The sequence below is a fragment of the Legionella steelei genome (genome assembly GCF_001468005.1).
Taxonomy (GTDB): domain Bacteria; phylum Pseudomonadota; class Gammaproteobacteria; order Legionellales; family Legionellaceae; genus Legionella; species Legionella steelei.
This window is the reverse complement of sequence record NZ_LNYY01000009.1, coordinates 19,361-41,755: the sequence shown is the minus strand read 5'-3', so window position 1 is coordinate 41,755 and position 22,395 is coordinate 19,361. Positions and strand designations below refer to the sequence as shown.

Sequence of the window (22,395 nt, the reverse complement as noted above, 5' to 3'; positions counted from 1 at the left end):
TTTGTTTCCATTACAAAGAAAACGTTTTCATTTCATCAGGTAACCCACTGGTTCCAGAGCTTTCCTCAGCCAACCATTGTTCACGTCGGGTTTCCCAAAGATCCTTATTCCATACTTCAAATTTATTTCCTTGGCCTATCATCACTACATCTTTTTCCAACTGCGCATAATTTCTTAAAACTGTAGGTAACAACACTCGTCCATTTGCATCGAGCTCAACGTCAGTCGCATGACCAATTAATAAACGCTGAATTCTTCGTGCCGCTGCATTAAAACTGGGTAATTTTTGCAAATTATCTTCAATTATTTGCCATTGAGCCGCTGTGTAGAGCAACAAACATGTTTCTTCCGTATCAATAGTCACCACCAGCGGCGTTTTTTCTTCAGCACCCAGCGCAGAACGATAACGCGTAGGGATGGCTAAGCGCCCTTTGGTATCGATGGTGATGGCATTTATTCCACGGAACATTGCTTTCTTTTATGTGGAAGTTTTAATCCCCCCACAATTCTCCACTTTTTTATTATTTTAACCCACTTTTATACACTATAGGAACACATTTCTCCATGCGTCAAGATAAAAACCCACTTTTTAATTAATTTATTTAGAGGTCATGAAATAGATGATTAAAAACAGATCTTTATACAAAAATTATGAGCAGTGCTCAATTAAAAAAGGAATTCATTAAAAGGCATAACCGGGGCATGGGATGTAGCGCGTGCTGATTCAGTATCTATTTTTCTTCTTGGCACCACGAGCCAGGGTAATTTAAAAGAAAATGCGTCTTGAAAAGATAATCAAAATGAACTTCAAACTTCAATAGAATATCCAAGGCCGAAATCAAAAAGTCATAACAATAATAATACACTCAACGCACTAAAAATCTGAAAAATGACCATATAAAGATTACATTGTAGAAAAATATAGCATACAATATAGCCTATAGGCATCATTTTAGTACTGTGCTGATGTTGCTAACGGTATTATAGTCATTGTCGTTGATAAACGGAGAGAAAAGTGAGTCAAAACACCAATACAACAAGGGTTAATCTCTTAATTGAACAATATGAACTATCAAAAGAATCTCTTGCTAAAGATGACCCATATGGAAACGCCAGTGAGATGACTCGTGTAAATGAAAGAATCCTACTTCACACGGGCATTTTTAATAAGATGTTAAGTTTAGGGATGGATGACCTAAATGAGCAACAAAGGATATATAAAGACGAATTTTTACCAGCCTTTTCTCCATATAAAAATCATTTCATTCAGTCAGCACAAAAAATAATGCGGGTAGATAATGAAGAAAATAGACATCAATTTGAAATAGCTACAAAACAATATTATCAAGCCTTGGACCTTCTTTTAAAGTATCAACAAATAATGGCTGAAGCATTTCTTATGTATAATCGAGTAAATAGAAATGATTTTAATGAACGATTTGGGTATGTAGAAGCGCAGAATGAAATTCTTAAAGATGAAGTTGATTTTTTTAAAAAGAAAGTAAACGAGGTTTCTTTGCATTTAGCAGACAAGAAAATGAAGTCTCTGAAGGGTCACGAAATCTCTATTCAAGCAATTGCTGAACACTATGAAAAAGCATACGAGGATTCCTATGGTCGATTTTGGGGATGGGTTAAAAACATATTTCGGAAGAGCGACCGAGCCAAAGAAATTGAGTTTTTAAATACCATTTCAAAACATACAGACTGTGAGGAGCCTATTCGAGTTCAAGCTGCGGCTTTAGTACATAATAAAATTCTTGCATCAGAATTATTTGGTAAAGGAAGCCAGCTTGCTAAGGTCTTGGAAAACTTTTTAACAGGAAAAGATATGGAGCAGGGAAATTTAGTTCAATTTCTTGATGATCATGAGGAAATAAAAGGAATCATGCCAGAAAGCTTAACGGAATATTTTGAAGAGCACCAAGAAGATTATAATAAAGAAAGAACTAATACGATTAGCTTCCAATAATTTAGTTTTTGCAGATACTTTCTTTATGATTAAATGGATTATCTTTAAAAAAGTATCTGTGTAGTTTGCTCGAACAAAGAATTTTTAACATATTAAATTTAAGAATAAGTCAATTCTATTAGATACTTATTACTAATTAAATCAATTATTCATCAAAGCAGCGAGTCTTACCCCTTGCAGAACCAAATCAGGAACAAGATGATCATACAATTCTTGCTTTTCAAATAAGGAAGCAAATCCCCCCGTTGCTAATACCAACGCTTTTTCTGCTCCGAAGGCTTCCTGTTTCAAACGCTGAATCAATTCGCGACACGCACCAATAGCGCCGTAATAAACACCAGACTGTATGCTTTCTATTGTTGAGCGTCCAACCGCATTTTCAATTTTTATTATTTCTACAGCAGGTAATTTTGCTGTATTTTTTGATAAAGCATCTACTGAGAGTCGAACTCCAGGCAAAATAGCCCCGCCCATATACGCCTTTTGGGCACTAATAACACAGAAAGTAGTTGCAGTGCCAAAATCAATCACAATCACGTTTTGATTCGGGTAAATATGAGTTGCTGCAATCGCATTTGCAATTCGGTCGGCACCCACTTCTATAGGGTTACGATATTTGATATTCAGCCCCGTTTTAACCCCTGCTTGCAACAAAAATGGTTCTAAAGAAAAATATTTAACACATGCAGAGCGCAGTGAATAATCCACTTGAGGAACTACAGAACAGATGCCAATTTGTTTCACTGCTTCGGGAGAGCAATTATTCTCTCGTAAAACGGTTTTCAAAAAGATACCCAATTCATCCGAGGTAGCTACTTTAGACGTATGGCGAAAACGAAGCTTTATCTCTTCTCCATCAAAGACGCCTCCATAGATATGAGAATTTCCAACATCAATACAAAGAATCATAATGCCACATGCCCATTTTTAAAAAATATGATAGTAAATTGTGATTCTCTTATTAGCAAGTTGTTACATGAAAAAACGGCTGAATTCTTAGGCTCTATTTACATTACAATTCGCCATTTTGGCACAAGATAGTAGAATTCATAAAAAAAGCCCTGCTTATGCAGGGCTTTTGTGGAGATTGTCATGTTTTTATTAATGTGAATTTGACACCAGAAATAAAACACTCTTTCTGATGGCAAATTGATTAGTATGGTTTAACAATCACTGTAGTACCAATGTCTGCAAAATCTTCGTTTAACCATTTTGCTGCACTGGGTAAAACCCGGATACAACCATGGCTTGCGTTGTAGTTTGGTACTTCATATGCTGCATGGATAGAATAGCCTCCATGGAAATGCATACAGTACGGCATTCTTGCACCACCATGTGTTTCCAATGGATAAATACTGGAGGTACAATCTTCTCCTTTTTTAGAGTAAATGCTATATGTTCCAGTAACTGTATGACATGGCTTGCCTTCGTCCTCACAGAAATCTTTACCACCAGAGGCACTACCAGTATTTACCCGGTTACCCTCTTTATCGTACGCGGCCCATGCAGTTGCTTTAGGGTCAAATACAATCACTTTTTTCCCTGTCGCAGCTCTTTTCTTAGGAAAATAACTAGCCCCCTTATGATCAGATGCCATACTCATTGTGTAATGCGTATTCCCCGCATCATCAACTATAGGAACCGATCTATCCATGGAAGCACAGGATGTAGCTAAAGCACATACTGGAACTAACGCTAGATATTTTTTCACTTTTTTTCTCCCTCTTTTTTTCTTATTTATCGGGAGATTTGAAAATAGGTTTAGGTTTTTTTATAAATTTTTTTTACATTGTGTTTTTTTTATGATCTCAGAGAGCATTTAATGATTACTTTTTTGGTCGTTTTGGGAGCATATATTCAATAGCGTGCATTAACTGTTTATCAGTGCATTCGAAGCATCCACCTCTTGATGGCATTGCATTTAGACCTTCATTGGTATGTTCAAAAAGCACATTCATTCCTTGTTTTAATCGCCCTTTCCAATCAGATTCCTCTCCAATTCTTGGCGCACCTATGGGAATTAATGGCTTACTTGCATGGCAATTCACACAAAAATGATTATAAATTTGTTCCCCTTCATTTTTGCTGCCACTAATCGATTTTAAAAATTCTTGGGGACGATGGCTTTCTGCATAAACCGGTAATTGAAACATCAATAAAGCCATGGCATAAATACTAAAGCAAAAGTTCATGTCATACTCTCCAGAAAATTGGCACAATACTTGCTAATTACAACGAGTTACTCAAAGAGGGATTATTTGTGAAAAAGTGCATACTAAGTGTTTTACTATTTTTTGCAAGCACTGTATCGCATTCTGATGCAATACAGTCGCCTGAGGTATTAACAAATAAAGTAGAACAATACATACATAGCGAACTTGCTTCATATAATGAAGGGAAAGTTCGGGTAACAGCGGATAAAATTGACTCTCGCTTAAATCTGAAAGCTTGTGCTGAAGATCAATTAGTTGTTTTTAATCCTTATCAGTCTCCTATCTTAAACACAAACACAATGGGTATTAAATGCCAAGAAAATGACAATCGCTGGTCTTTGTATGTCCCTGTTAGAATAACCGTTTCGAAAACAATATATGTGGCCAAACGTACTCTTGTTAAAGGGACAAGGCTTAGCCGAGATGATATCTACCAAACAGAAATGGATGTACAAAGATTAAGTAATGGATACTTTACTGAAAAGGATCTGTTAATAGGACAAGTGTGCAAAAAAAATATTCCCGCAAACAGTCCATTTAATCCACATAATATTGAGGCTGCAAAATTAATTAACAAAGGAGAGCGTGTTTCTATTGTTGTCAATGATAACAATTTAACTGTAAGTATGGAGGGGGTGGCTATTGAGGAAGGCTCATTGGGCGAAACCATAAAAGTACGCAACTTATCCTCCAAAAAAATTATTGAAGCACAAATTGCTGGTATAAAGAAAGTAAATGTTATTATTTAACAAGCACGGGATGGCAGAGGGAGTGCAAGCATCAGATCGCGTAAAATATAAGCGGATCGCCAATATGTAGGAAACAAAAAACAGCTCTAATTAAAAATTTACTAAAGATTTTTTAAAAAAAGCCGATACATAAAGAAGTCGAACGTGATTGAGGATAAATTATGTTTAATCAAATCAGTGATGCAGTTCCTGTTAAAACTATGGATTCTGACAATCGTTTAAAAACGAAGCAACAAGATAAAATCAAAAGCTTGATTGAGGATCCCTCATCACTTGTCAGCATAAGTGATACCTCCAAACAGTTAGAAGCGATAAAAAACTCTCTTAAAGATGTTTCTGAAGTTAATGAAGCTCGTGTTTTATATTTCAAAACTGAAATTGCGCTTGGAAACTATCAGATTGATAGTGACAAAATTGCCATGAAAATGTTAAATGTAGAACCTGCTTAATTTCTAAGGGCAATGATATGGATAATAAGATCGGCATGTTAGGTAACCATTTGGAACAGGAAATTAATTGGATAGAGTCACTCAATTCCTTGTTGGTTGAAGAAAAAGAAGTATTATCATCTCGCCAATTCAATAGACTTGAAGAGTTTGCCAATAAAAAACAGGAGTTATCTAATAAACTGGAAGAAAGTGCTAAACAGCGCATGCAGCTTATTAATCATAATAATCCCGCTCAATCGATGAATCTGGCTTTATCAGAATTTCTTAAAGACTGTAGTGTGGACGAAGCAACTTTAATTAACCAATTAAATACGAAACTTGCTGAAACTCTGACTCGTTGCCGTGAGTTAAATGCAGTTAACGGACAAATAATTACCAGTAATCTTTATATACGTCAAGAAATTGTCAATACACTGTCAGGAAATAAAACAGATGCGATCAGTGTGTACACGTCGACTGGAAATATAAAATCATCTCAAGATAATACACATCATCAAGAAGCCTAAATACGGAGCATCTTCAATGACACATCCTCTTTTCCCATAAGAGAGAAAGTGTTGTCAGGATGAAACTTCTGATTTTCACTAATAAATGATAAAAATTTCCCCTCCCCCTCTTCCACCTGAGGGAGAGGGGCTTCAAAGGGTTCCCTCTCTCAACTGTAGGGAGATTTTTCAAATCACACTGTGTAAATTGCCAAACAGTACTTTATTTTTGCTCTAAATTAACGCAATCGTGTTAAATAAATGTATAATGGTCAAAATTTTTTTATCACATTATATGAAATTCTTTTCAAAAAAATATGATCAGACCGTTGTAGTTGAGTTTTACTCAGATAAATCAACACAGGATAGTGCAATCAAGGAAAACGCTAAAAACTTATTATCTGTTCATTTGCAAGAAAAAATCGCTTAATATATTCTTCCCGTCTTGAAAGTTATCCTGATCTAAGTCAATTAACAACACAATCTCGCCTCTATTTGGTTGGTCACGGCAGAGAAAAGAAACAAAAGTTTTCAGGCTGTGATGTTGACATGCTTGTAGAACGTCTAGTAGAGGATTGTTCATTGACAGCAGTTAAACGAATTACCCTCATCGCCTGTCATTTAGGCGCAATGAAAGAATTCATTGCCGCTCTGCATCTAAAATTAGCTGAAAAAGGTATCTATACTGAAGTGGCTGCCTATAAATCTTATTTAGTTGTTGACAGCTCAGGACACCGCTGGGTTGATCTAGGTGAAGAAGATGGGCTGGATGCAAGGACCTGAGGAGACCTCTCCCAAACAAGTTGTTTTAGTTGATACTCATGAAATAAATCCCTACTACAAAGACGCGTTGGATGGGGAAGGCGATGAAAGCGTCTTTTTTGACACAATCCATGCTTCAGAATCTCTTCCTAATCAAGATCCAGGCTTATTTCCTACCCCAACAGGACAGGAGCAAAGTTACTCAACTACGAAATTAACCATGTTCAATAGCTGCCTGCTTTCTGAAACGGTGAACAGTGATAGTCCCCTAAGCCAATTGTTGTTTAATCCAACTAAACCTCAATAGTTCATACTGGATGAAGTGAGCTCGATCCAATATTCTTTCTGTTGTTGCTACCTTTGTCAGCAACAACAGAGAAATTTTGACCGTTTAGGCAGACTCAATGGAGCTCTCGTTGATACATATTAGCGCATGCGCAGCGCACCATCCAAGCGTATCACTTCCCCGTTAATCATCCCATTTTCAATAATCTGTGCTACTAAAGAAGCAAATTCATCCGGTCTTCCAAAGCGTTTTGGAAAAGTCATAGTCGCCACTAAATTATCTTGTACCTCTTGTGGCATATTCAATAACATTGGCGTAGCGATTAATCCAGGTGCAATCGTATTAACGCGGATAGAAAACTGGGCTAACTCACGTGCAGCAGGAAGTGTCATCGCAACAACCCCCCCTTTAGACGCACTATATGCCGCTTGCCCGATTTGTCCTTCAAATGCAGCGATAGATGCGGTATTAATAATAACGCCACGTTCCTGGGAATGACCTTCCAACTCTAGGTGGCTCATCGCATGCGCAGCAACGCGCATGACATTGAAAGTGCCAATAAGATTTATATCAATTACTTGTTTAAACGCGGCCAAAGGCATAGCCCCATCTTTTCCAACGATACGCTTTGCAGGAGCAATTCCGGCACAATTGATACAAACTCGTGGAGTTCCTAATTGTTCGATTGTTTGTTGCATCGCTTTTTCTACCGATTCATCACTGGTTACATCACAATTGATAAATAAATCGGCTTCGCTTTGCTTGTCTTCCTGCTTATCCCAAGCTACAACCCGCATTCCCCGCTTCTGTAAGTATTGAACGGATGCTTTGCCCATACCTGAAGCACCACCGGTAATTAATGCGATTTGATTCGTAAAATTCACTATAACTCTCCATGATTTGTGGTTTGTGTGTCACGTAGCCCGGATCATTTGTAGCCCAGACTTAAACTAAAAAAACTCCTTGCTTAATTGTTTGAACTCAGGAGTTCCTGCCTTTCTTAACCATTCAAAAAATACCATTTCAGAGGTAATTAGGTGTACCCCTTCTTGTTTCATTCGCTTCAGTCCATATTTCATATTTTGTTCACCACGACAGCTCACTGCATCAGCAACAACAAAAACATCAAATCCTGCCTCTCGCATTTCTAAGGCTGTTTGTAAAACACAAACATGTGTCTCGATACCAATAAGAATTAATTGTTTTTTATGGAATTGCTTGAGTCGCGCAACATAACTTGGCTCACCCATACAGGAAAAATATACTTTATCAACACACTCTTGCTGATCAAAATACGCTTGAAATTGGTTTAACGTTGAACCAAGACCTTGTGGATATTGTTCACTCACAAGAATGGGGACGCTCATGCGTTTGGCCAATTTTAAAAGCCATTCACATCGCGCGATAAATGCTTCACTATCTAATACGGCAGGTGTTAATTTTTCTTGTACATCAACTAATAATAAAAGTGAGTCCTCTTTATTCAGTAACATCCTTATTCTCCTTAAGCAGATATTTGCACGAACCTTGAAATTTAAATACTTATAAAAACTTATAGCCCGGATGAGGGGAACCTCATCTAGGCTATAAGCAATTTATTAGTGGAAGTTTAGTAAACGGCTAAACACCAGCTATATCAATTGTTCTCATTTTTACATCCATTTGTTTATTACCACGCTGGATGGAAACAGTTACTTGCTCGCCTACTTTTATTTCAGTAAGCATATTGTACAAAACATCATAGTTAGGCACTGCATGCCCATTAAGAGCTACAATAATATCACCTAATTCGATACGTCCCCAAGCATCTCTGTGAGTAGCTCGTAAATGAGCTTTATGCGCAGGTGTATTACGAATAATATCTGCGATTAATATTCCTTTACGTATACCTAATTGGCGGGCAATATTTGGCGGTACGCTTTGAATGCCTATTCCAGACAGTACCACTCTCCCATTTTTAATAATTTGTGTCACAATTCGATCAATATCATCCGCCGGAACAGCAAAACCAATTCCTGCAGAAGTGCCCGAATGAGAAAAAATCATGGTGTTCATACCAATTAACTGTCCGGCACTATTCAATAATGGACCACCTGAATTACCTGGATTAATTGGTGTATCTGTTTGGATCATATTGCGAATTGTAACCCCACCAATTCCAGGAACTTTTCTACCCAAAGCAGAAATCACACCCTTAGATAAACTATGATCAAGTCCAAAAGGATTACCAATCGCAATCGCTTTTTGTCCTACCATAAGATCATGAAGATGCACTACGTCAAACGGCTTGAACCCTTTGAGTAGAGCCAATGCTTGTGGTGATTCGATCTTTAGTACTGCAATGTCTTTACGTGGCTCCGCTCCAACTACTTTAACGGGTACTGTCAATTTACCCAATGTAATAGCCAGTTTATCAGCGCCTTTGATGACATGAAAATTAGTAACTACATAACCGTTATTACTCCAGATAATTCCAGAGCCAGCACCATCAGGTACTTGCTTTGTACGCGCAGCAGATCTATTTCTATTAGTAACTGTTGCTAACCTGTGAACATAAACTACTTTAGGTGATGCCTCGTGAAAAACTGTCACAGTATTTTGTTCATCAGGAAGAAGAGAGCTTACATTAGCGCTATGTCCTGGAAAAGCCAGAATAGAACACAGCATAAAAGTACTTAACCATAAAAAACGATGTCTTGCCATTCAATATATCTCCACCAATTAGCTCAAAACCTTGCATTCCCCCAAATGCAAGTGAATTGTAATATATACAATCAAAAATGTCACTAAATGGCTCAGAAGAATAATTTTCACGCAAATGTCGTTGCATTAATTGTCACATGTTCCTTTTCTTCCTCATCTTGCTCTGCATCTTGTGGTTTACCTTGATGGGCTTCCTGCGATGTCCGCTTTTTATTCTCTTTGTGCTCTACATCTTCTTGTTTCTCAGGTGCGGGATCATTTATTTCGTGTTGTACTTTATCTACTTCGGTACGCGCAATATTCTCGACGCGCGTTTGCACAAGCGAAATCCCAGGTGTTACTGATACTCCAAAAAATTGCATCAAAAATTGTATTGGAATCATAAACATATCTTTAAAGGTCATCGTTGATGCTTCCATACTTTTAACCGCTACAATTTCAGTATCATCAATATGACGTAGATATACTTTTTCTAACAAAGCAGAATGTTGTTTGTAGACGCTATCCAAACTGGCATTGCGTGACCTTTCTTGATTTAAGAGATATCGTTGAAAATCAGTATGCGCATCCCATAGAGAGCCTCTTCTTTCTTGTAATTCCTTGAGCTCGCTCTCATAAAATGCAATTTTCTTATCAATTTCATCTCTTAACCGCTCACAAGCAACTTTACGATCAACTGAAATTTCCCCACTGACGATAGAGCCGGACTCTTTAACAATAGCTAAAGCATAACGCTCAATCAATTCTGTTTTTTTACGTAAAATTTCTTCGATTTGTGTATCAATGTACCTAATCGCCTCTTTATTCGCACCAAGAACTTGATAATGAGAATCAAAACGCTTCTCACTTTGCATTTGCACACGCATTTGCTCCAATTCTTTGACTTCATGAGACAATGCCCTAGTTTGCGCATCGTCATTTAATTGTTTGTCTCGGCTTAGCAGGATTTGTCGGATAAATGCAGCTAAAACCACAACAGTTCCCAATACCGCGGCACAAATAAGCGCTATACTGACTGGCTCCATAGTCAACTCCTTGAATTAAGACAAATGAATCAATTGAGTATGTATTTCAATAGCAAAATAACGATTAAAGTCTTGAAAAGAATTAATTGATGGCCATTGATCGGGTTGGCTCGACATCCTGCTCATGGCAGCTGAATAAATGGGAATGTAATTTTCTTTAATGAAAGGTTTTATCTCAGTCAAATTAGAAAAATTCTTAACTAACACCGTTGCATTTTCTTCCAAATGAGATAATTCTACTTTTTCAATAACATCCACCAAATCATCCTGACCTTCCAAGCTTTCTTTGATCCAATTAAGTAAAGCTAGACGTGGCTTAATGAGTAACAATTGATGGCTTGTTTCTATGGAGGGTTCCATTAATAAAATATGATTGTGTAATTCAAATTTAAAACAACAAAGAAAATCAAGAAAATTGGTTTCTATTGCATTACGTGCCTTATCGCCCAGCCAACGACTAATTTCATGACGAAACATCCTTGAAAAATACTTCTCTATTTCATCTAGAGTCGCGTCATCTGAATTTTGTTTTTGTAAGACGTAAGCCGTGTTATCAATCTGTAATAATCTAAGATCCGGTAATTTAGTCTCAGGTAATTGTGAGGCAAGAAATGATAAAAAAACAGCCGTAGGTTTTAATACTACTATTTCGTGTTGGCTATGACGCATATCCCTCTCCTTGTTTTACCTAAATCCCTCACCAACAGATTTACTGCGTTCATTTAATGTATTGACGTGATACGCTTTTAAGATTTTTTGCCCTTTAGTATTTTCTTTTTTTCCTGAAAAAATCCTAAAAAAACTCACATCGTCAATGCAGTAAATGCATTCGCGACAATCTCTAGCAAAATGATTCAGCTTGATTTGACTCATCCTGAGTACAACAGGCCCCTATTTAAAACGATAGACCATATATCGCCATATCGCCACCGCGTATCGCTTTAATTTTTTCATGATTTTGATGCTCAAAACTAACAAGCAACAAACAACAAACATAGTGTTTAATTTAAAATCAAAATGAGGTATAATGATTCTAATTTATACAAATAGCAATGCACAATCATGTTTGAAAATTTAGAAATAACTCCAAGTGACAGAGCACAAAACAAACGACTTCAGCTTTTATCTAAAATCCGACAACTACCAACAGAGCAATTAAATGAATGCTTTGCATTTTGGTTAGGTAATGATCCTATTAAAAAGAAAGATCTGGAGCCGTATCAAACAGATAAACCTTTTGTCTTTGTAGGTACCTCTATCTTTGGCTCTATTGCTTTAGCCTCTCACTTAGGAGAAAAAGTAAGTAGTGTGCCTCAAATCATCATCGTTGATCTAAGTCCCCAAGTTGCAGACAGTTGGAAATTAATCAAAGCCTATTTTAGTTCGAGTTCCGAAACCAATCCCTTGTTATTCGTAGATGGTTTTATTAAATTTTTAAAAGCAAACAAGATAGAACAGTTTTCTATGGATATTTTTGACGAGGAATCATTTAAACAATTACATGATTTACTTGTGAGTCTAATGGAACAATATGGCTTTGCACGTGTTAAACAGATGGTCAATGATGCAGTAATTCTACAACAGAGCTGGTCTGACAAGGAAACTTTCCAACACATCCGTAATATTTATGCAGACGTTAACATTTATGCCTACCCTTCTAATATTATTCATAGCATTAGCGACTTAAAAACTCAAAAAGATGTCGCGCAGTGTGTTGAAACTCTAAAACCAGTCTTATCCATTCAGACTAACTTAGACAACGGAGAGCCTACAAAATTTCATTTAATCCCAAATAATACCGTCACTTCCATTATGAGAAATTTAGGTCCTGGGCCTTTTCTTAAAGAAGAGGATAAAACTCGATTTAATGATGAGTTTTATACCACTGAGCCCAACACATTTTTTTATTCACCAACCGTAGATTTGGAACTTAGCGCATATATAGCCTCTCTTAACATATTGTGACGATATCTCATTGACCTGGAGCATTACTTTTTTTACAGTACGCCAACAATAAAGCATCAAAGAAGTGGCGCGTGAACAAACAAAATTTATACAAACAATTTAGTCAACCTTTGCTACAGTGGTTTGCTCTTTATGGTCGTCACAATCTGCCGTGGCAATTACCTCGTAGCGCGTATAGAGTCTGGATTTCTGAAATTATGCTTCAGCAAACCCAAGTACAAACAGTTATCCCTTATTTCGAACGTTTTATGCAACGATTCCCAACGCTCAGTGATTTGGCTCGGGCACAGGAAGATGAGGTACTTTCTTTATGGTCAGGACTTGGTTATTACAGCCGCGCCAGAAATCTTCACCAAACAGCAAAAAGAGTAATGGAACATCATGAAGGTGTTTTACCTGATGATTATCAGTTATTAAAAGAACTCCCAGGAATTGGTCCATCTACGGCGGCAGCCATCGTGTCACAAGCTTTTAATCAACCTGTTGCTATTCTTGATGGCAATGTAAAACGCGTTTTAACTCGTTTTTTCATGGTCAAAGGATATCCAGAACAGGCTCAAGTAAAGAAAACACTGTGGGAATTAGCTAACTCATGCATGCCTAATGAACATTGTGCCGATTACACCCAAGCAATTATGGATTTGGGAGCAACGTGCTGTACCTCTAAAAATCCCAATTGCCTTAATTGCCCCGTGCAGAATAACTGCCTGGCATTGAAGCATAAGGAACAACATTTATACCCCACAAAAAAAGTAAAAAAAACCATACCGACGCAATTCCAGCAATTTCTGGTTTTGCACGATGCGCAAGGCCATATCTATTTAGAAAGAAGGCCCCCTACTGGATTATGGGGAGGCTTATGGTGTTTACCCAGTTTGGATGAAGGGGACTGCCCTCTTGATTTTATTCGTCTGAACTATGATTTATCAGGAGAAACCCCAAAAAAATTGATCGCATTTAAACATCGTTTTACTCATTTGCATTTGGAAATCAATGCGCTCAGTATAAAAACTAAAGCATTAGGTAACATCTTATCTGAGAAACAGGGACAGTGGTTTGCAAAAGAACAAATAAACGCCTTAGGATTAGCACAACCTACTACTAAAATATTGTCTTCTCATTACAGCATGTTTATTTAAAGCCCTCAAAGAATAATAGGGCTGCATTATTTTTGCCTTGTAGCCAGGGTGCAGCGAAGTGAAACGCGGGGATTAAGATACTTATCTATGTTCAGAATCCCATGTTCTGCCATGCTACACCCGGGCTACAAAATATCGAACTGTAGTTTTAACTCAATGAGCCACCACGAGCCAATATGCGAATAGCTTCTTTGGCATCAGGCTGTCCTAAATTTGCTGCAGCATTAATCCAAAACCACGCTTTCTTTCGATCTTCAACTACACCTTTGCCATAATAATACATATAGCCCACGGCATATTGAGCATCAGGCTGGCCTTTTTCAGCTATTGGTTTTAGGCGAATAAACGCCTTACGGTAATTTTCGAGTCTAAAGCTATCAATCCCTTCACGCAAATTGTTTGCACGGGTAACAACACAGGCAGAAAGAGTAGAAATAAAAATTACAACGATTAATACATTAAATATGCGTCTCATAAAATTTTTATTCCCCTTTCAAAGGCTTAGCCACTGGTTCAAAGATTAATTCATTTTTGGGTAAACTTAAACTCTCTAATGCGCCATTGCGTTCAACCAAAATCCCGGAAGTCATAATACGCTTGATCACGGCACCCCCAGGGATGGTATCGCCTAATTTATAAGTTCTTTCCTCCCCAGTTGCAGAACGAATGATTACTTGGGAATTATTGATCTTATGAGCACGTAAAATTCCTACTAAAGTAACATTCAGCATGGATTTTTTAATACTGGATAAATTATTAGAAACATACACCCCAAATAAAGAGGAATGTAAAATTGCATCGAAGGAATTCTGCTTGGGTATCACTGGCATCTCTTTTGTAGCTTCAGGTGCTGCGTGTATCTTTATAGGAGAAAAGATCAAAGTAGCGTATTCAGTAATAATCAGTATGGAAAACAGTGAAATAAAAGCAATAATAATCCATTGTGCGTATTTTGCTGAAAATAAAGCATGAAGATCAAATTTCATTATCAAAACGCCCCTGAAGTATCAAACTTCGCTGCATCCGCATTGCCATTAAGCCGCCCCCTGGCTACCCACAAAGTAGAACTTGCCTATAAATAGAACCCCCACTAGAATATCCTACATAAACCACTATGAAAAGATCACTCGTACACAAGTGGAAGAAAGATATCAACACAAAAATGTATCTATTCACAAGCGAAAAGTCAGATTTAACCTCCACCAAGATGGCTTTCAGTGAACATAGTGAACGATTGCATAAAAATTTACCGCCCTTAAGGATATCCAATGAAGAAGAATCACTTTGAAACTCGAGCCATTCATGCAGGTCAAAAACCATGCCCAAGTACCGGCGCAGTTATGACCCCTATTTATGCAACGTCAACTTACAAACAAATTGCTCCAGGCGAACATCTTGGATATGAATACTCACGCACACATAACCCTACTCGCGATGCTTATGAAGGGTGTATTGCCAGTTTGGAATCAGGTCAACGTGGTTTTGCTTTTGCTTCTGGAATGGCCGCGATTAATACAGTTGTTGATTTATTAGATGCAGGAGATCATGTAGTCGCCATGGATGATCTTTATGGAGGCACATTTCGTTTATTTGACAAAGTTAAAACCCGCACGTCAGAATTATCTTTTTCTTTTGTAGATATGTCTAATACTGACCATATTGAAGCAGCAATTACTCCTAAAACACGTATGCTCTGGGTAGAAACACCTTCTAATCCTATGTTAAAACTAGCCAATTTACGTGAAATAGCTAAGATAGCAAAACGCCATAATCTTATAGCCGTTGCAGACAATACATTTGCGACGCCTTGGATTCAAAGACCTATCGAGTTGGGATTCGACATCGTACTTCATTCTGCAACCAAATATCTTAATGGCCATTCAGATGTAGTCAGCGGCGTTGTGGTTGTTGGTGACAATCCTAATCTAGCTGACAAAATTGCTTTTCTGCAAAATTCTTGTGGTGGTGTTGCAGGTCCTTTTGACAGTTTCCTAGTTTTAAGAAGTTTGAAAACCCTGTCGTTGCGCATGGAGCGACATTGTGAGAATGCAAATCACCTGGCAAATTGGCTAAGTAAGCAACCTAAAGTAAAGAAAGTAATCTATCCAGGCCTTGCAAGCCACCCTCAACATGATTTGGCCAAAGAACAAATGCATGGTTTTGGTGGTATGATTTCCATGGTACTTGATGGCGGTATTGATGCAGCCAAACGCTTCCTTGCTCGCTGCGAGCTGTTTACCTTAGCCGAAAGCCTAGGTGGAGTAGAAAGCTTAATTGAGCATCCAGCGATTATGACACATGCTTCTGTGCCACCAGAAAAACGTAAAATTTTAGGGATAGAAGATGGGTTTATTCGTCTTTCAGTAGGTATAGAGCACGTGGAAGATTTACAAGCGGATCTGGAATATGCACTTGCGTATTAATTATTGTAGCCTGGGTGCAGCGCTGCGGAGCCCAGGTTTAACTGTTTTAGAACTCCCCGGGTTTCGCTGCGCTGCACCCAGGCTACAAAATGATACAGGAAAAACAGATGCATACATTACAATCTACAATTGAACAAGCTTTTGAAGAACGTCAAACGCTCTCCATTGAAACAGCTTCTCCTGAGCTCATCACTGCAGTGAATGAGGTTCTTTCTTGCCTTGATAGCGGCCAATACCGTGTTGCAGAAAAAATAAATGAGCAATGGGTAGTTCATCAATGGATAAAAAAGGCAGTTCTTTTGTCTTTTAGACTTTATCCTAACCAAGTTATTGATTCAGGTTTTTGTCAGTTTTATGACAAGGTTCCTCTCAAATACAATAACTATACGGAAGAACAATTTAAGCAAACGGGTGTACGGGTAGTGCCACATGCCATGGTTCGCAAAGGGGCATACATTGCCAACAACTGCGTTTTAATGCCATCTTATGTCAACATAGGCGCCTATATTGATGAAGGAGTCATGGTTGATACTTGGGCAACTGTCGGCTCTTGTGCGCAAATTGGTAAAAACGTGCACCTTTCAGGTGGAGTAGGTATTGGAGGTGTTCTGGAGCCATTACAAGCTAATCCCACAATAATCGAAGACAATTGCTTTATTGGCGCTCGTTCGGAAGTAGTTGAAGGAGTGATTGTGGAACGCAATTCGGTCTTATCCATGGGTGTATATTTAGGGCAAAGCACCAAAATATACAATCGCCTAACTGGCGAAATTACCTACGGTCGAATTCCCGCTGGTTCTGTAGTCGTTGCTGGAAGTTTACCCAGTGAAGATAAAAGCTACAGTTTATATTGTGCTGTCATTGTAAAACAGGTGGACGAAAAGACTAGAGCAAAAGTGAGTATTAATGAATTATTGAGAGCAGGATAAAATGACTGAATCAGTAACACCACATTCTGAATTACAAGAAATATTAAACAAACTGGTTCGCTTTCCATCTATTACCCCTGAAGATGCAGGTTGTCAGGAGTTTATGATCCAATTTTTGGAGCGTATAGGATTTAGTTGCCAACGCATGAATAAGGAGCCCGTTTCTAACTTCTTCGCATCTTATGGAGAATCAGGCCCGCTTCTGGTCTTTGCTGGCCATACCGATGTAGTTCCTGTCGGTGATGCAACAAAATGGTTATCCGATCCGTTTATCATGGAACATAAAAACGGAATGCTTTTTGGGCGTGGTGTTGCTGATATGAAAGGAAGCCTTGCATGTATGCTGCTTATGGCACAACGATTTGTTAAAACCTATCCCAAGTTTCAGGGAAGATTGGGATTCCTTATTACCAGTGGCGAGGAAGGTAATGATTATGATATGGGCACACCTTATGTCATGCAGCTTTTAAAAAATCAAGGGATTCACATTGATTATTGTATTGTAGGTGAACCTTCAAGTACACATCGAGTTGGCGATGTGCTTAAAATTGGCCGACGCGGTTCCTTGAGTGCGAAAATTACCTTACATGGGAAACAAGGTCATGTTGCCTATCCTCACTTGGCAGATAATCCAATACACAAAATTAGTCCCGTATTAGCCGAGCTAAGTACAACGCTTTGGGATCAGGGAAACCATCATTTTCCGCCAACATCCATGCAAATTACCCATCTTCAATCTGGAGGCCAAGCGCTCAATATAATTCCTGGGGATCTGGTTTTACACTTAAATTTTAGATATTCGACAGAGCAAACACATAGTGTGCTAAAAGAAAAAATGACCACTATTTTTCAAAATCACGATCTGAATCCTATCATGGAATGGCGTCTCAGTGGCGAACCTTTCCTGACAGCCCAAGGTGCCTTACTGGAGAGCTGTAAAGAAGCAATCATCGAGCTCACAAAAAATTCTCCTGAGCTTTCTACAAGTGGTGGGACATCTGATGGTCGTTTCATAGCCCCCTATGGTGTTGAAGTTGTAGAACTTGGACCGGTTAATGCCACCATTCATCAAGTGAATGAATGCGTTTCTTTAAGTGATTTACATCAATTAGAAACTTTATATTTTTCAATTTGCGAGAAATTGTTAATTAATTAATACCTTAGTCTATACTTTGAGAAAGGCAGTTGATTTTATTCTAGTTTTGCTGTTTTCGTAGCCTGGGCACAGCGAAACCCAGGTTTTGTTGCTATCTCCTGGGTTTCGCTGCGCTGCACCCAGGCTACAAGATACTTAAGGAGAGATGAACATGAAAGGTTGCAAATTAAGCCCTGTGGCTCTAGGTCTTGCATTTGGAGTACTCTGGGGTGTGTCTATCTTGGTGATAGGATTACTCGCATACTTTTATACATATGGGCATGGTTTTGTAATCGCTGTAGGTTCTTTATATCCAGGATATACTCCTTCAATTAAAGGAAGTATTTTGGGAGGTATTATAGGGTTTATTGATGCCTTCATCATGGGTTTTATTATTGCCTGGCTATATAACCTATTTTGTTGCTGTAAATGTATATGCTGTGACAAAAAAAAGGATGAAGAAGTTAAATAACATTTAATTGCGTAGCCTGGGTTCACCCAGGCTACATGGATAACATGAATTGTTTTTAATTTACAACATGCCAAGTACCATCTGGCTGGCGACATGCGCTACCACGTAATGTCTGTGGACGTCCATCGATGATTGCCTTAGTTAAGTACTCACGACAAGGTAAACGCTCACGATAATAAGTACGAGTAGGTTGTACAGTATAACTATTTCCAGTGTCTGGATTTGACCAATGTACGGATCTGCCAGTGGGTGCAGTTTCTAAGGCACGTTGCATTTCCATTCTATCTACCTTATCCATATATTTACCAATTTGACCACCTAAATAAGCACCTGCAATAGCACCACCTGCTGTTGCAGCCAATCTAGCTGCTGGGCCACCACCAAATTGGCTTCCAATTAATCCACCAATAACCCCACCTGAGAGCGTACCTACATCTTGATGATTCATTGGCGCACAACCAACCAATAATAAAGACAACGACAATGATGTAACTGCTATTTTTTTCATAACATCTCACCCAATTAAAAGGTTATAAATCGGTTTCGATTCTAACATCACGTTCAGTTATTATCCATACCCCGTTCATCCCCATCGTAGCGATAGATACTAAGGCATGGTTACTTAATCGTGGCGTACTCGCTCGGAAATCTGACATAATAACTCATAGCCCGAGGTCCCTGCTGCTTGTGCGATTCGCTCAACTAAAACATGCGTACCCCAAAGCTCAACGGGTGCTCCAGGCTTAACCTCTGGATGATTGGTTAAATCCACAGCCAGCATATCCATTGAGACACGTCCTACAATAGGAACCTCTTTACCCTGAACCCAAACCGGTGTATTTTCAGCAATATGCCGTGGATAACCATCACCATAACCTGCAGCAACAATACCAATGATTGACGGTTTTTCACTTTTCCAAATACCACTATACCCAACTTGAGCCAATGGTGGGTTATAATGAACTGCACTAATTGCAGAAACAAAACGCATTACAGGAAGCAAGCCCAAATCAAATGCAGTCTGATTGGCAAAAGGAGATACACCATAAAGCATAATCCCAGGTCTGACCACATCAGCATGAGTTTGGGGAAAAGCAATAATAGCGGCTGAATTAGCAATACTGCGTTGACTAAATCCTGCAACAGAAATACTATCAAACAAAGCCATTTGTTGAACATTTTCTATGCGATCTGGCTCATCGGCACATGCTAGATGTGTCATCAAACCAATATCATTGTCCACCCACGGGCAGGTTTTCAATGCATCCATCACCCCTGGCAGTTCATGGGTTTTAAAACCCAAACGATGCATACCCGTATTCGCTTTAACCCATAGTTTAAGAGGCGTATCAAGCGGAGTATTTAAAAGCCACTGAACTTGATGAGGTTGATGGATGACACAACCAAATTGATGCTGTGCAACCACCTTAAATTCATCAGGACTAAATACACCCTGAAAAAGAATACAATGAGTGCGAATCCCTATTTTACGAAGAACTAGCGCTTCTTCAATACAAGCCACACCAAAAGCGTCTACATGTCCTTCCAATATTGGTGCTACGACATGCACACCACAGCCATAGGCATTTGCCTTGACCATAGCAATTATTTTTTTGCCAGGAGCAAAACGTCTTATTTGTGCTAAATTATGGTGTAAAGCATTTGGCTCTATCACCAATCTGGTAGGTCTGGACACCTTAGTCTACCCCTTGATAACCATTATAAGCTAAATCTTCAAAACGCGTGTATTTACCTATGAAGGCAACACGCACTTTACCAATAGGGCCATTTCTTTGCTTGGCAACTATAATTTCTGCCGTACCTTTGTCGGGACTATCTTCGTTATAAACTTCATCCCTATAAATAAAACAAATTAAGTCGGCGTCTTGCTCAATCGCGCCCGATTCACGTAAGTCAGACATGACTGGTCGTTTATCTGCCCGTTGCTCCAAACTCCGGTTCAACTGAGATAAGGCAATAACGGGTACTTGCAACTCTTTCGCAAGCGACTTAAGACTGCGTGAAATTTCAGATATCTCTGCCGTTCTATTATCCGCAGAAAATCCAGGTACTTTCATTAACTGCAAATAATCCACCACGATGAGACCCAAGTTAGTACCCTGATCTTTTGCCAATCTTCGCGCACGTGCACGCATTTCACCTGGGCTTAAAGCTGGAGTATCATCTATAAATAAAGGCGCTTCGGAAAGCATATGTACTGCAGAGGTAACACGAGGCCAATCATCATCATCCAGTTTACCAGTTCTAATCTTATGCTGATCAATACGCCCTAAAGAAGACATCATCCTCATTGCCAAAGAATCTGCCGGCATTTCCATAGAAAAAACAAGAACGGGTTTTCCAGACTTAATTGCGCCATGCTCTGCCATGTTCATCACTAAGGTGGTTTTACCCATGGAAGGACGGCCTGCAACAATAATCAGATCGGAAGGCTGCAACCCGGAAGTCATTTCATCCAAGTCGGATAAGCCTGTAGCAAGCCCAGTAAGTGCATCGCCATTATGATAGAGCGCATCAATTTTTTCGACTGCACGCACCAAAATTGATTTTATATTTTCAGGACCACCATCCCCACCAGTTTGTTCACCTATAGCAAAAACTTTGGTTTCGGCCATATCAAGTAGCTCTGGAACTTGTCTGCCTGCGGGGTTATATGCTGAATCCGCAATTTCAGTAGCTACATGAATCAGTTGTCTCTGAACTGATTTTTCACGAACGATATCAGCATAAGCCGACACGTTAGCAACACTAGGAGTATTATTAGCCAGTTCAAATAAATAGGCCTCACCACCCGCATCATCTAATTCATTATGCGACTTTAATGCATCAAGCAAAGTCACTACATCAAAAGGCTGATCTTTTTTTACTAAATTAGCAATAGAGCGGAATAGAATTCGATGCTCGGTGCGGTAAAAATCTGCTTCACATAATTTATTACTGACTTTGTCCCAAACCTGATTGTCCAACATTAATCCACCGATAATGGACTGCTCCGCCTCCACTGAATGAGGTGGGCGTTTTAATGGATCAACCGTCTTTTTGGGGTTTTGCAGATCATACATAGTAATAGCACAGTGACAATTTGGAACTGGATATTGTAATGTGCTTTTGAAAAGATGTCATTAGATTGACAATTTGGAACAGGAAATTGTGTGATATTTAAACAATATCATCCCGAACAAAGCAGTTCGGGATGTATTGATGAATTATTGTTTTTGCCAAACTTGAGTACGACCTAATAAAGAAATCCCCACATATCCTCTGACTAAGAGTTTATTTCCTTGGACTGTGACTTTTGCGCGATAGATTTTACCTGACTTAGGATCTAAAATAGAGCCACCGCTCCATTCATTCTCACCTTCACTCTTTAATCCCCACATAAATTGCAATCCTTGGATTTTTTTACCTTTAAAACCCCCAGGGCATTTCTCACAAATCCCAGTATCACCAGGTTGTGGATAGACCTTATCAATGACCGCACTTAGTTGTCCGCCAGATTCACTAATGGTGACAACTGCTCTCTTTTTACCTGTTTTATCATCAATTGTGACCCATCTACCTACCGGTGCTTGAGATGCGGCTAGTGCTGTAGGTAAATAGCAAACAGCAATAAAAAAACCACAAGCGAGCTTCCATAAGTTCATAATTTTCTCCATGTTTACAATCA

General features: G+C 38.7%; 28 protein-coding genes. 12 read left to right on the top strand and 16 right to left on the bottom strand.

Annotated features, from left to right (window positions below; all coding sequences use genetic code 11):
* Window positions 1–10: 10 nt before the first annotated feature.
* Window positions 11–469, bottom strand: a complete 459-nt coding sequence (gene mraZ / locus Lste_RS02975; protein WP_058468368.1) for a division/cell wall cluster transcriptional repressor MraZ — start codon at window positions 467–469, stop codon at window positions 11–13.
* A 546-nt stretch (window positions 470–1,015) separates the two neighbouring features.
* On the opposite strand from mraZ, the gene Lste_RS02970 reads away from it, so the two are divergent.
* Window positions 1,016–1,972, top strand: a complete 957-nt coding sequence (locus tag Lste_RS02970) for a hypothetical protein (protein ID WP_058509611.1) — start codon at window positions 1,016–1,018, stop codon at window positions 1,970–1,972.
* Window positions 1,973–2,113: 141 nt separating this feature from the next.
* Here the strand turns inward: Lste_RS02970 and Lste_RS02965 are convergent, their stop codons facing one another.
* The 3 genes from Lste_RS02965 to Lste_RS02955 form a co-directional block, all read right to left on the bottom strand.
* Window positions 2,114–2,881, bottom strand: coding sequence for a type III pantothenate kinase (locus Lste_RS02965; protein WP_058509610.1), 768 nt, complete (start codon window positions 2,879–2,881; stop codon window positions 2,114–2,116).
* A 244-nt stretch (window positions 2,882–3,125) separates the two neighbouring features.
* Entirely contained in the window at window positions 3,126–3,683 is a 558-nt protein-coding gene (locus tag Lste_RS02960; protein WP_058509609.1) for a L,D-transpeptidase, read from the bottom strand.
* 115 nt (window positions 3,684–3,798) lie between these two features.
* Window positions 3,799–4,164, bottom strand: coding sequence for a c-type cytochrome (locus Lste_RS02955; protein WP_058509608.1), 366 nt, complete (start codon window positions 4,162–4,164; stop codon window positions 3,799–3,801).
* Between the two features lie 68 nt (window positions 4,165–4,232).
* Here Lste_RS02955 and flgA point away from each other — a divergent pair, with 68 nt between their 5' ends.
* From flgA to Lste_RS19520, 5 genes are all read left to right on the top strand, one after another.
* The gene (gene flgA / locus Lste_RS02950) at window positions 4,233–4,934 is read left to right on the top strand and encodes a flagellar basal body P-ring formation chaperone FlgA (protein ID WP_058509607.1); all 702 of its coding nucleotides are present in this window, start codon (window positions 4,233–4,235) and stop codon (window positions 4,932–4,934) included.
* A 161-nt stretch (window positions 4,935–5,095) separates the two neighbouring features.
* Window positions 5,096–5,383 carry a flagellar biosynthesis anti-sigma factor FlgM gene (gene flgM, locus Lste_RS02945; protein ID WP_058509606.1) on the top strand — a complete coding sequence of 96 codons (288 nt, stop codon included), beginning with the start codon at window positions 5,096–5,098 and terminating at the stop codon, window positions 5,381–5,383.
* Window positions 5,384–5,400: 17 nt separating this feature from the next.
* Complete coding sequence (locus Lste_RS02940; RefSeq protein WP_058509605.1) at window positions 5,401–5,889, top strand: flagella synthesis protein FlgN; 489 nt, start codon at window positions 5,401–5,403, stop codon at window positions 5,887–5,889.
* 474 nt (window positions 5,890–6,363) lie between these two features.
* Window positions 6,364–6,651, top strand: coding sequence for a C80 family cysteine peptidase (locus tag Lste_RS19525; RefSeq protein WP_237760407.1), 288 nt, complete (start codon window positions 6,364–6,366; stop codon window positions 6,649–6,651).
* On the top strand, window positions 6,629–6,937 hold the full coding sequence (locus Lste_RS19520) for a hypothetical protein (RefSeq protein ID WP_058509603.1): 309 nt from the start codon (window positions 6,629–6,631) through the stop codon (window positions 6,935–6,937). Before Lste_RS19525 ends, Lste_RS19520 begins: the two co-directional genes overlap by 23 nt.
* 119 nt (window positions 6,938–7,056) lie before the next feature.
* Here Lste_RS19520 and Lste_RS02925 read toward each other — a convergent pair whose 3' ends face one another.
* The 6 genes from Lste_RS02925 to Lste_RS19380 form a co-directional block, all read right to left on the bottom strand.
* On the bottom strand, window positions 7,057–7,800 hold the full coding sequence (locus tag Lste_RS02925; protein WP_058509602.1) for an SDR family NAD(P)-dependent oxidoreductase: 744 nt from the start codon (window positions 7,798–7,800) through the stop codon (window positions 7,057–7,059).
* A 66-nt stretch (window positions 7,801–7,866) separates the two neighbouring features.
* Window positions 7,867–8,409, bottom strand: a complete 543-nt coding sequence (locus Lste_RS02920) for a hydrolase (RefSeq protein WP_058509601.1) — start codon at window positions 8,407–8,409, stop codon at window positions 7,867–7,869.
* 127 nt (window positions 8,410–8,536) lie between these two features.
* Complete coding sequence (locus Lste_RS02915) at window positions 8,537–9,619, bottom strand: S1C family serine protease (RefSeq protein WP_058509600.1); 1,083 nt, start codon at window positions 9,617–9,619, stop codon at window positions 8,537–8,539.
* A 107-nt stretch (window positions 9,620–9,726) separates the two neighbouring features.
* The gene (locus tag Lste_RS02910; protein WP_058509599.1) at window positions 9,727–10,644 is read right to left on the bottom strand and encodes a hypothetical protein; all 918 of its coding nucleotides are present in this window, start codon (window positions 10,642–10,644) and stop codon (window positions 9,727–9,729) included.
* A gap of 15 nt (window positions 10,645–10,659) precedes the next feature.
* Window positions 10,660–11,313 carry a hypothetical protein gene (locus Lste_RS02905; RefSeq protein ID WP_058509598.1) on the bottom strand — a complete coding sequence of 218 codons (654 nt, stop codon included), beginning with the start codon at window positions 11,311–11,313 and terminating at the stop codon, window positions 10,660–10,662.
* Window positions 11,314–11,328: 15 nt separating this feature from the next.
* Window positions 11,329–11,517 carry a hypothetical protein gene (locus Lste_RS19380; RefSeq protein ID WP_058509597.1) on the bottom strand — a complete coding sequence of 63 codons (189 nt, stop codon included), beginning with the start codon at window positions 11,515–11,517 and terminating at the stop codon, window positions 11,329–11,331.
* A gap of 189 nt (window positions 11,518–11,706) precedes the next feature.
* On the opposite strand from Lste_RS19380, the gene Lste_RS02895 reads away from it, so the two are divergent.
* Window positions 11,707–12,609, top strand: a complete 903-nt coding sequence (locus Lste_RS02895) for a hypothetical protein (RefSeq protein ID WP_058509596.1) — start codon at window positions 11,707–11,709, stop codon at window positions 12,607–12,609.
* A 71-nt stretch (window positions 12,610–12,680) separates the two neighbouring features.
* A complete protein-coding gene (gene mutY / locus Lste_RS02890) occupies window positions 12,681–13,748 on the top strand; it encodes an A/G-specific adenine glycosylase (RefSeq protein ID WP_058509595.1) in 1,068 nt (355 codons plus the stop codon).
* Window positions 13,749–13,896: 148 nt separating this feature from the next.
* On the opposite strand, the gene Lste_RS02885 is transcribed toward mutY, so the two are convergent.
* The gene (locus Lste_RS02885) at window positions 13,897–14,223 is read right to left on the bottom strand and encodes a tetratricopeptide repeat protein (RefSeq protein ID WP_058509594.1); all 327 of its coding nucleotides are present in this window, start codon (window positions 14,221–14,223) and stop codon (window positions 13,897–13,899) included.
* A 7-nt stretch (window positions 14,224–14,230) separates the two neighbouring features.
* Window positions 14,231–14,734 carry a type II secretion system protein N gene (locus tag Lste_RS02880; RefSeq protein WP_058509593.1) on the bottom strand — a complete coding sequence of 168 codons (504 nt, stop codon included), beginning with the start codon at window positions 14,732–14,734 and terminating at the stop codon, window positions 14,231–14,233.
* Window positions 14,735–15,016: 282 nt separating this feature from the next.
* Between Lste_RS02880 and Lste_RS02875 the strand changes: the two genes are divergently transcribed.
* The 4 genes from Lste_RS02875 to Lste_RS02860 all read left to right on the top strand — a co-directional run bounded on the left by Lste_RS02875 (window position 15,017) and on the right by Lste_RS02860 (window position 18,707).
* A complete protein-coding gene (locus Lste_RS02875; protein WP_058509592.1) occupies window positions 15,017–16,171 on the top strand; it encodes a trans-sulfuration enzyme family protein in 1,155 nt (384 codons plus the stop codon).
* A 107-nt stretch (window positions 16,172–16,278) separates the two neighbouring features.
* Window positions 16,279–17,100, top strand: coding sequence for a 2,3,4,5-tetrahydropyridine-2,6-dicarboxylate N-succinyltransferase (gene dapD / locus Lste_RS02870; RefSeq protein ID WP_058509591.1), 822 nt, complete (start codon window positions 16,279–16,281; stop codon window positions 17,098–17,100).
* Between the two features lies 1 nt (window position 17,101).
* Window positions 17,102–18,256 (top strand): succinyl-diaminopimelate desuccinylase, encoded by a 1,155-nt coding sequence (dapE, locus tag Lste_RS02865; RefSeq protein WP_058509590.1) that lies wholly within the window; start codon window positions 17,102–17,104, stop codon window positions 18,254–18,256.
* 151 nt (window positions 18,257–18,407) lie between these two features.
* Window positions 18,408–18,707, top strand: coding sequence for a bacteriophage holin (locus tag Lste_RS02860; RefSeq protein ID WP_058509589.1), 300 nt, complete (start codon window positions 18,408–18,410; stop codon window positions 18,705–18,707).
* Between the two features lie 55 nt (window positions 18,708–18,762).
* On the opposite strand, the gene Lste_RS02855 is transcribed toward Lste_RS02860, so the two are convergent.
* The 4 genes from Lste_RS02855 to Lste_RS02840 form a co-directional block, all read right to left on the bottom strand.
* Window positions 18,763–19,215: an RT0821/Lpp0805 family surface protein gene (locus tag Lste_RS02855; protein ID WP_058509588.1), complete on the bottom strand. Its 453-nt coding sequence runs from the start codon at window positions 19,213–19,215 to the stop codon at window positions 18,763–18,765.
* 114 nt (window positions 19,216–19,329) lie between these two features.
* A complete protein-coding gene (gene alr / locus Lste_RS02850; protein WP_058509587.1) occupies window positions 19,330–20,403 on the bottom strand; it encodes an alanine racemase in 1,074 nt (357 codons plus the stop codon).
* A 1-nt stretch (window position 20,404) separates the two neighbouring features.
* Window positions 20,405–21,790, bottom strand: a complete 1,386-nt coding sequence (dnaB, locus tag Lste_RS02845) for a replicative DNA helicase (protein WP_058509586.1) — start codon at window positions 21,788–21,790, stop codon at window positions 20,405–20,407.
* A gap of 144 nt (window positions 21,791–21,934) precedes the next feature.
* The gene (locus tag Lste_RS02840; protein ID WP_058509585.1) at window positions 21,935–22,372 is read right to left on the bottom strand and encodes a DUF2147 domain-containing protein; all 438 of its coding nucleotides are present in this window, start codon (window positions 22,370–22,372) and stop codon (window positions 21,935–21,937) included.
* Window positions 22,373–22,395: the final 23 nt, after the last annotated feature.